Here is a 10,056-nt window from a genome sequence, read left to right on the forward strand (position 1 = left end):
CCACATTCAACCGGAACTGCTGTCCAGTATTTCCCGGTATGAATGTCCATTTTATGTCGGAATTGCTGTCCAGTCAAAACCGGAATAACTGTCCAGTTTCTGCCGAAATCAGTGTCAACATTCAACCAGAATGGCTGTCCAGTTTGCTCCGAAATATGCAGTGGAGGAGGGACTATAGTATTTGGAATAAAAGATAAAGTTAAAGGTAGAAATAAGGCAGTATTAGGAGTACCTCCTACTGTTGATACATTATTGATGCAAAAAGTAGTGTATGAAAAAACTGACCCTCATATTACTCCGACATTTGATTGGATTGAGGTACCAGAAGGACATGGAAGAATATTGATGATGAATGTATATCCTGGTATGCCACCTTATACAGAAACAAACGGGAATGCTACAATAAGAATAGGTAAAGAATGCAGACCGCTTACAGGGTCTATGAGAAAAGAACTGTTTGCTAAAACTGGAGTTTCAGACTTCACATCAAATTTAGTAGACGAATACTGGGAAGACTGTTTCTCCCCAGTTGCTATGGAAAGAATAAGAATGATAATAGCTGAAGAACATGCTCCGGATACATTATTAAAAATGTCTAATGAAGACTTGTTAAGGTCGATAGGAGCACTAAAAGACGGGAAACTAACCTTTGGAGGACTTTTGATTGTTGGGAATATACAAGCACTGTCAAAATATATCCCAAATCATAGGTGGGATTTTAGAAGAATGATAAGCAGTACAGATTATACGATAAAGCATGGAGAAAATTCACCGATACCTATAGGTCTATATGAAATAGAGAGATATATGGCTACTGAAAATCCTACAACTACCATTGAGGTTGGTTTCTTACATCCTGAATTTTCTACGTATCCTAAAATAGCATTGAGAGAAGCATTACTTAATGCATTTGTGCATAGGGATTATAGAATTCCAGGAAGTGTTATGCTGAAACATTATAAAGACAAACTAATTATTACAAACCCAGGCAATTTTATTGGAGGTATTACTCCGAGTAATATACTTCATCACCCACCCGTAGCAAGGAACTTGCATCTTGCAGATTTAATGGACAGATTGAGACTTGTAAATAGAAGTAATCTTGGAGTTCCGAGAATCTATAAGTCTTTATTAATAGAAGGAAAAGAGCCTCCGCAATATAATGAAATAGGAGAATGTATCGAATTAACCCTTATTGCATCAACAATAGTTCCAGAGTTCAGAAATTTTATTAAAGAATTAAATTCTAAGGGGATTGAAGTTGATGTAGACCACCTGATTATTTTAAACTATCTTCTTAGACATAGAGAAATAGACACATATAATGCTTCTTATATATGTCAGAGAAGTATAGAACAAGTTAGAGAAATACTTAGTTATATGGAGAATAGTTTAAAACTTATAAAATCAGGAGGTACTGTTAAAAAGAAATACTATTCTTTAACCCGGGAAGTCTATTCAATGCTGGAAAAAGGAGTAGAATACGATAGGGATAAAAGACTTGATAAGGAGTCTATTAAAATGAGAATACTATCTATATTGAAAGAAAGGAATCTTACTAATGCAGAGATAAGGCAAATGACAAGCATGGATAGGCAACAGGTATTAAGGCTTATGCGCGAGTTAGAAGCGGATGGTGTTCAGATTAAAGGCAGTGGTAGAGGAGCATATTATTGTTTATCTAAGGAGGAGTCAAACTAATAAATAAGCATATGTCTCATTATTTTGTCGCAATAATGAAATATTTGAATCATTTAATTGCGACAAAATGTTTATTGATGCATTTTGTACTTAAAATAAACCGACCTGTGCGGTCGTATGCACCATAATTTGCCATGCTTTAAGCCGCATCATTATCTGTTGCCGATATCAGTTTAAATTTAAGCTCCCTATAGGTAATCCAGTTCTCATCTTCTTTGTTCAGGAAAATAGCACTAACATTAGCCAAGCCTGATGAACCTGATTTTGACCAACTCATTCCATATGGAATAGCCGAGGTTGGCTGATTTGATTAGTCATAAGGTATAGCAGAGGGATGTATATTCCTAACTACTATGCTCTTTTGTGATGCCTATTTTTAGCTACCCCGAGTTATTGAGCACTTACCAGCGTACCATACACATCAGGCTAAGCCATAAAATGTAAATAGGACGTAACCGGGAAGTTCTGCCAAGAAACCACTTTCCCCGTAATTAGTATGCGTTCCGCGAAGCATATAGAAGATCTAGTTTCTGAGCCTTAAGGGGCTTGAACTCCTGCTTAATACAGTTGCAAGAATACGAAGGCAGATCAACAGAAATCTGATTATAGACGGCATTTATAAACCGCCTGTGCTTTTTTTTAATTTTATTTGCAGCTTTATTATCGTATCTCCATCATCTTTATAAATAACCATGCTGCCATTTAAAATCATGCTAATTTTATTCATTAATTTTTCAATTAATATCAACTCATTACGAGCAAACCCATTTTCTTCGCTAATACCTATATTCGTCGTTCTGATTTCTACCAAAAAATCTAATTTGATATTATCGGCATCCCTATCAGAAACAACAGTAAGATTTAAATTATTTTTATTGCTCTCACAAAGTGTTTTCCCGAGTGTAAAAGTTAAGATAAAATATAATAGTTTATAGTTACCGACGCATTTGTAATTTACCAAGTTATCAGTATTGAATATTACATTACTTACGGAGTTTAAACTTGTCAGATAACACTTCAATTCCTCCACCAGCTTTTTAAGATCAAAGTTTGTATTTGTAGTTGGTACTGTATCCAAATAACCCATATATAATTGCTTAATTAACCTGGTTTGGTTAACTAGTTCATCACATAACGTACTACTTGGTTTTATTTCATTTATATTGCTTTCAATACTATCCAGGATAAAAGAGCCAATGTTCTTTATATTTTCAAAATCTTCTTTGTTATTAGTTAACTTCTCTTCCATTGATTTCAAAATTTTTTGATAAGATATATTTCTTGCCTCAAGAGTTTTTTTCAATTCAATACTTTCCATCTGCAAATTATAATATTCTACAGCCTGTCTTATGACATGCTTAAACTCCTCTTCCAACTTCCACGGTTTTGTTATAAATTTAAAAACATCAGCCTGATTAATCGTTGCTAATACCTGTGGCAGCTGAGTATAGCCAGATAACACTATTCTGACTGTATTAGGATATTTTTCTTTGATAATTTTTAGTAATGACAGTCCATCCATCCCAGGCATTTTCATATCTGTAACAAGAACACAGATGTCCTGTTCTTCCATAATTTTAAGTGCATCTTTAGCATTCAAGGCAAACTCACATCTATAATCCTCATCTATTAATCCTCGTTTTAAAGCATTAAGAACATTAATTTCGTCATCTACAAATAAAACTGTCCTATTCGCCATATTTTACCATCCTGCTCCCGCTTTAAAATACCTTTGTCTAAATCAACTTATATTCAGTAACTATCTTTTTGCAATCATCACTTGATACACCCAGTAGATCAAATATATTGTTATCGAGGGTTTTGGACATGTCTATACCTAAAATTTTCCATGAAAGAATATCTGCAATATGAACAATAGAAACCAATTCTTTATTTTTAACCCTTCCGTCCAAAGGTAAATGGTGGAACAAAGCAGATTCCACAATCGGTTGCGGCAACCCCCACCAGTTTAGTAAATATCCTCCAATCTCCTGATGAGAAGCGGAAAATGTTTGGATTTCCATGTTTATCAATGATATAGCCCCTTCATTAATGGTTTTATTCAAAATATCAGCGTATTTACCCCTATAATTATACAGTAATACAATGGTTCCCATATCGTGCAACAAACCTGCCGAAGAATATATATCAGGCAGCTTTTCGCAGATTATTTTCTCATATAGTATAGTTACGATTTTATTACACAAACATGCATGTTCCCACAGCAGTTTCTTATTACTCACAAAATTGCCTTTTTCGTTCAGGTCTTCAAACGCTGTCGTTGTCAGAATCAGATTTCTTAAATTGGTTAAACCCAAGTGGCTAATCGCCTGTTTTACTGACCCAGTCCTTAGGCCGTAATAAGTGGAATTTGCAATTTGCAATACTTTCACTGCAATAGCCTGGTCCTCCTCTATAACCATTGCAATTTTATCAATTTCCGCTCCTTTTTCAATAAGTGAACACAACTTATTATATGAACTGGCCAAAGGAGGAAATTCTTCTATATTATTCAATAATGTCAACAGTTTTTTATTATTTATCATTTCCACGGATTCAAAAACCTGCTCAATAACCTCCAATAGATTCTGATTGTCCCATGGTTTAAACAAATAAGATTTTGCCAAATTTTCTCTTAAAGCTTTGAATACAATATTTTCATCAGCATATCCACTTAAAATCAGCCTGAATACTAGGGGGTGTTTTTCCTTTACCTTCTTTAACAATTGATATCCATCCATATTTGGCATCCGCATATCTGTAATTATCACACTGATGTCTTCTTTATCCAAAACCTCTAGAGCCTGTTCCCCGCTCTCAGCAAGGAAGACATTATAATCACTTCCAAGAAACAATCTTTTTATAGCCTTAAGGATTTGTTTTTCATCGTCAACGAATAATATGTTCTTGTTCATCTGGTCCCCCTTAAAAACATGTTTAAAATATATGTCAAAATGTGTACCGCCATTTCTTCCATCTTCATCTTCATCCAGCTTTCCTTGTTTATATAATATTTTATCTTTGATTGCTATTTTGCCTATGTCATGAAGAAGTCTTGGCAACTCTTTCTGAATGCAAGTAAAGTTCCATACCCCTCACTTGTTTACTGGAAGTTTAATTTTAAACATTGTTCCTTTTCCAACCTCACTTACGGCTGTTAATTCCCCTTTGTGCTTATTTACTATTATATCATAAGATACACTCAACCCTAAACCGATACCCTCTCCTATTTTCTTAGTGGTAAAAAAAGGATCAAATATTTTTCCGACAATCTTTGAGTCAATACCCGGACCATCATCAGCAATTTCAATTACTATATATTCGTCTTTTAAATATGTTTTAACAGTTATTCGCCCTCTCTCACAGCGTTTTTGACTCTTTATAGCCTGGACCGCATTAACGATAATATTCATTATTGCCTGCCCAATCTGATCTCTATTACAAAATATCAAGGGCAACTCACAAAGGTTTTCTTCAATATCTGCAACATACTTTGACTCATACTTTACTAACAACAATACTTCCTCAATAATTTCATTTATATCGTAATAGTAAAAAACTTCCTCAAATTCGGTCCTTGCAAACTTTCTTAAACTTTGAATTATTGTAGTTACTCTGCTTGCTCCTTCTCTAGAATCCTTGATGAGTTCCTCAATGTCATCATATATAAAACCAAAATGTAATGTATCCTCAAGCAGGCTGATTTCCCTTATCTTCTCAAAAATTTTCAAGTAATCAGTTTTCCTGGTTTTTATTTCCTGTATTAGTTTCCGATACTCACCAATAATAGTTTTAAACTTACCAATATACTGATTCAGCGTCTCTAAATTACTTGAAACAACCCCCATAGGATTGTTTATTTCATGAGCAATGCCGGCCGCAAGTTCACCTATGGCTGCAAGCTTTTCCTTATTTACAAGTTGGAATTGTGTCTCCTCTAGTTTTCTAATCGTTTCCAATAATTCCTGATTCTTTGTATGTAAAGAATTCATCACTTTTTTTAAGGCTATATCATTGGTTCTTGCTCTTATGGCGGCATTGATTCTTGCAATAAACTCTACCGGTTCTATTGGCTTGCAAATAAAGTCATTTGCACCGCACTCAAAACACTCTTTTAAAGTATCTTTATCGTTTAGTGAAGTAAACATAATTATCTGGATATCGTCAAAAACCTTATTTTTCCGTATCTCTCTAAGAGTGTCAAGCCCTGTTAAGCCCGGCATAACGATATCCAATAATATGATATCTATAACATCTTTTTGTAATGTATCTAGGGTTTTTAAACCTGAATCACATAAAATAATGTCACACTTGACATTCCCCTCAATTAAAGTATTCTTAGCGACCTGCAAGTACACTGCACTATCATCTGCAATTAATATTTTCATACTCAAATCTCAACTCCGGGAAGTTATTCCAAATTCTTATTTATATTATAATATGAACGGCGCTAACTCTCAACAATAAATTTGCTTTTTCTACATTTATTGTAATATAATTACTGTAACTTTATGCCTTTTTTTGTGTTGTACTTCAAAAAACAACCCCATTTTAAGCTTTATATTTTTCGCTTTCCAATAATAATTCTCTCTTTATAGGAAGTTTTACAGTAAAGGTGGTACCGATAGCTAGCTTGCTTTTAACAAGAACTTTACGCCCACGAAATCTATTAAACTCCTATCAACTTTTATGTTGTTCAATAGGTAGCTTAACAATAAATTTGGTCCCTCTCCCTGGTTCGCTGATAACTGAAATATCACCTTTATGTTTTTTTACAATAATATCATATGAGAGGCTTAGGCCAAGACCTGTTCCTTCTCCAACAGGTTTGGTAGTATAAAAAGGTTCAAAAATCTTGCCAAGGTCTTCTTTCTTAATACCTATTCCATTATCTGAAACTTCAAAATACACGCTCTCTTTATTATGATATGTTTTAATTTTAATGACCCCTTCATCACTACTTATTTTAGTTCTAATCGCATACTCAGCATTGAGTATCAAATTCAGGATAACCTGGTTTATTTCTCCTCCTGATGCCATTATTAAAGGGATTTCACCATAATCCTCATAGATGCGTGCAGTGTATTTTATTTTGTTCCTTACTATTTGCAGTGTAGTCCTTATTCCCATATTGAGGTCATATTCCGAAAAATCACTCAACTGGTCAACATGTGAGAATACTCTTAACGCGTTCACTATATTTTTAACACGGTCAAGTCCTTCTCCTGAATCCTTTAATAATTCGAACAAATCGTCAATTAAAAAATCTATTTTATTTTTTGCGATATATTCATTTATATATCCAGTCTTTCTTTTTATATCTTCTGTTGTAGAACTCATATGATTATCTATAAAATCTTTATACATGAGTAATAGCTCTTTAAATTTAGTTACATATTTCTTTAAAGTTTCAAAATTACTCATAACATATCCGAGAGGATTGTTTATTTCATGGGCAACTCCTGCAGCCAGCTGTCCAATACTAGCCATTTTTTCTTTTTGTATCAGCTGTGATTGAGCGTTATTAAGTTTTATTATAGTTTCTTGCAGTTCTGTATTTTTTTCTTCCAACTTTTTTGCAATAAGTTTTTTCTCCGTAATGTCCTCTTTAATTGCAATAAAATATTTAATGGAATTATTTTCATCTTTTAATGAAGATACAGAAACAGATTCCCAGTATAGCTCACCATTTTTTTTCTTGTTATTGAATTCCCCATACCATTCTTTACCTGATATTATGGTATCCCAGAATCTTTTATAAAATTCTGCAGAGTGCTTTCCAGACTTCAGAATGTTCGGTTTTTTCCCGACTACTTCTTTGAAAGTATATCCGGTTAATTGAGTAAATTTGGGGTTAACATATTCAATATACCCGTTTATATCCGTAATCATGACAGTAACAGGGCTATGTTCGATAGCACTTAATAATTTGTTTATTTCTTCATCTGCTTTTTTACGCTTAATAATTTCTTCAGACACGATCTGCCTGTATTGTTCAAGCAAGTTCTCCATATTTTTATAAAGAATATTGTTTTCCAGAGCTACTGCAGCCTGTCCAGCCAAAGAATAAATTATCATTTCATCCTTTGAACTAAAGGGAACAACCTTTCCGGAAACTTTTTTATTAATAAGCTGGATAACACCTAAAATCCGGTCCTGGTGATCCTTCATAGGCACAGTAAGGATGGATTCAGTCTTGTATCCCAGCATTTTATCAAATCTGTCATTAAACTGGTAACCTGCATCTTTCGGAATGTTATAAGCATTATCTATACGCAGTGGTTGTCCGGTCCTGACAGCATAACCGAAAATGCTGTTTTCGGAAATTTCGGTTATTGTAGATTCCAGATTTAACTTTATACTGTTATTTTTAGCTATTTCAAATTTCAAAAGCTTATTTTTATCATTCTTTTCATAAGTTGACCACTCATTAGTTTGACTATCTATTACAATATATATGGTACCTGCGTCTGATAAAGTTAGTTCCATACATGAATTAATAATCAATTCCAACAGTTTTTTTATGTCTTTTTCCGCTGAAAGCTTTTTGCCTATATCATAAAAACTTTTAATCAAATTCAATTTTATTACACCCCATTTAATAACTCCTGATAAAATTTATATTTATTTAGTAATTTTACTATAGATGTTTATATTTGTATAAAAAAGTATACATAACATTTTGTCCGGAAGCATCAGGTAATTTTTAGTAAATAATAGCCAATTGCCGGAACTGCCAAATCCATTAAAAGCCTTACGTAAAAATATTTCAAATCAAGCCACTTATACCATATCTTATTGTAATATAAAATATTAAAAGCAACAAAAACAGGGATAGCCAGCAGCAGCAAGCTTGAAATATTGAATGAAAAAAATATTATAAAAAAAATTAAAGCCCTTGTTATACTTCCAATTATCTTCTCATTTTTAAAAAAGAATTTACTGCTGCAAGCAGGAAAAATAAACCTCAGAATATACTGGTTCAATACACTTGCAAAGGAAACTACTAGTAACAATATAACAAAAAATTTTAAGGTTTTATCATCAAAAAACAATATGCCTGCATTTCCGTTACTGAATCTGGATATTAAATAAATAAAGAATATATGTACCAGTTGATCACCAATGAAATAAATAAATGCATGCACAGAATTTTTAACCGGCAGCTTTGATTTAAACTGATCAATAAAAAAATGCGCTATTCCATTTAGCAATACAAACGTTATTATAATTAAACCAAAAGGAAATGAAAAAATCAGCATAGATGCAGTTACAACAGCTGAATGCAGCAAATTCCATTTCCGGATTTTTGTTTTATTCTCCGCTATTTTATCAGTCTGAAAAGTAAAATCCCCCAGCAGATGACCCAGTAAAAGAGAATAAAAACACATAATTAAACCCCATGTCTATTTTTAAATCTAATGCAAAATGTCCCCTATTTAAAACCCTCTTAATGTTGTCAAAGAGGGTTTTAAATACGGTCTAGCAGTCAACTTACCAACGATGACGTGAAAAATGCTCCGCCTTTATCTGCTGTTTTTTAAAACTTACCTGAATATTTTCTCCCTTTGCTTTGTCATACAATAGTCCGTCATAAGCATCAATCCTTATATGTACCTTTTTAAAGAATTCTGGCGTGTCTGGAGAAAACTCGATATACCCCGCACCATTTTCAGCGTAATTTTCAGCATAAACCTGGACTTCGAAGGTTGCCGGAAGCATGGCAGCATCTATAAAATCCTTTTTGAACTCAACATTGACAAAGCCTATTTGATATCTGCCGCCATCTGCAGTAACTGTTATCGTATCTTTATATATTACAGGTTCATCAGATGCTGATACAGTCATACCTGGAATTAAAAGTGTAAGTATTAAAAATAGTAACAACAGCCTTTTTTTCATTTAATTCACCTCCTCCCACTAGTAGATTGCTGTATTTAGCTTGAAACAAATAAAGCAACTACAAATTGCCTGTAGTTGCCTTAGACTCCAATAACCTTTATAAAATTATAAATTTAAATCCTACGTAACTAAACCTATTCTAATTCTACGTTTCGGCAACCTGGCAATCATAGGATAAATCTTCCCTTAGACCCATGGCTTTGCGTCTTTACCTTTCGGTAAATTTGCCCTTATCGACATTTGCAATATTCACTTTTAATTTGTTATAGTTCTAATATAATTATAAACAAAGAATTCAATACTGTCAATGTTTAGGCCCATTTTTTCAGGACCTATTCATAAAAACTCAAACTTTTTACCCTAAATCATTCATAGTACCCAGATTATTCCATATGACGTTTATCAGTTTTAAAAAATAAAACTTTCATTGTCACAAATGAAGACATGCCTGTA

Annotated in this window: 7 protein-coding genes, 1 pseudogene and 1 riboswitch; of the genes and pseudogenes, 1 reads left to right on the forward strand and 7 read right to left on the reverse strand. The window is 33.3% G+C overall.

Features of this window, described 5'->3' with window-relative positions:
- Positions 1–162 precede the first annotated feature (162 nt).
- A pseudogene (locus HPY74_17610) lies at positions 163–1,701 on the forward strand (putative DNA binding domain-containing protein).
- A gap of 139 nt (positions 1,702–1,840) precedes the next feature.
- Here HPY74_17610 and HPY74_17615 read toward each other — a convergent pair.
- The 7 genes from HPY74_17615 to HPY74_17645 form a co-directional block, all read right to left on the reverse strand.
- On the reverse strand, positions 1,841–1,978 hold the full coding sequence (locus HPY74_17615; protein NSW92449.1) for a hypothetical protein: 138 nt from the start codon (positions 1,976–1,978) through the stop codon (positions 1,841–1,843).
- A 339-nt stretch (positions 1,979–2,317) separates the two neighbouring features.
- Entirely contained in the window at positions 2,318–3,400 is a 1,083-nt protein-coding gene (locus HPY74_17620) for a response regulator (GenBank protein NSW92450.1), read from the reverse strand.
- Between the two features lie 37 nt (positions 3,401–3,437).
- Complete coding sequence (locus tag HPY74_17625) at positions 3,438–4,763, reverse strand: HDOD domain-containing protein (GenBank protein ID NSW92451.1); 1,326 nt, start codon at positions 4,761–4,763, stop codon at positions 3,438–3,440.
- 33 nt (positions 4,764–4,796) lie between these two features.
- The gene (locus HPY74_17630) at positions 4,797–6,089 is read right to left on the reverse strand and encodes a response regulator (GenBank protein ID NSW92452.1); all 1,293 of its coding nucleotides are present in this window, start codon (positions 6,087–6,089) and stop codon (positions 4,797–4,799) included.
- Between the two features lie 292 nt (positions 6,090–6,381).
- Positions 6,382–8,190, reverse strand: coding sequence for a PAS domain S-box protein (locus HPY74_17635; protein NSW92453.1), 1,809 nt, complete (start codon positions 8,188–8,190; stop codon positions 6,382–6,384).
- Positions 8,191–8,396: 206 nt separating this feature from the next.
- On the reverse strand, positions 8,397–9,092 hold the full coding sequence (locus tag HPY74_17640; GenBank protein ID NSW92454.1) for a DUF3307 domain-containing protein: 696 nt from the start codon (positions 9,090–9,092) through the stop codon (positions 8,397–8,399).
- Between the two features lie 103 nt (positions 9,093–9,195).
- Positions 9,196–9,603 (reverse strand): hypothetical protein, encoded by a 408-nt coding sequence (locus HPY74_17645; protein NSW92455.1) that lies wholly within the window; start codon positions 9,601–9,603, stop codon positions 9,196–9,198.
- 151 nt (positions 9,604–9,754) lie between these two features.
- A riboswitch (cyclic di-GMP riboswitch) is annotated at positions 9,755–9,842 on the reverse strand.
- Between the last annotated feature and the right edge of the window lie 214 nt (positions 9,843–10,056).

This window comes from Bacillota bacterium (genome assembly GCA_013314855.1).
GTDB lineage: Bacteria > Bacillota > Clostridia > Acetivibrionales > DUMC01 > Ch48.

What these genes read in the sequence shown, in the direction of transcription:
- HPY74_17615 (NSW92449.1), bottom strand. Translation starts at nt 1,978, where the DNA reads ATGAGTTGGTCAAAATCAGGTTCATCAGGCTTGGCTAATGTTAGTGCT.
- HPY74_17620 (NSW92450.1), bottom strand. Translation starts at nt 3,400, where the DNA reads ATGGCGAATAGGACAGTTTTATTTGTAGATGACGAAATTAATGTTCTT.
- HPY74_17630 (NSW92452.1), bottom strand. Translation starts at nt 6,089, where the DNA reads ATGAAAATATTAATTGCAGATGATAGTGCAGTGTACTTGCAGGTCGCT.
- HPY74_17635 (NSW92453.1), bottom strand. Translation starts at nt 8,190, where the DNA reads ATGGAACTAACTTTATCAGACGCAGGTACCATATATATTGTAATAGAT.
- HPY74_17640 (NSW92454.1), bottom strand. Translation starts at nt 9,092, where the DNA reads ATGTGTTTTTATTCTCTTTTACTGGGTCATCTGCTGGGGGATTTTACT.
- HPY74_17645 (NSW92455.1), bottom strand. Translation starts at nt 9,603, where the DNA reads ATGAAAAAAAGGCTGTTGTTACTATTTTTAATACTTACACTTTTAATT.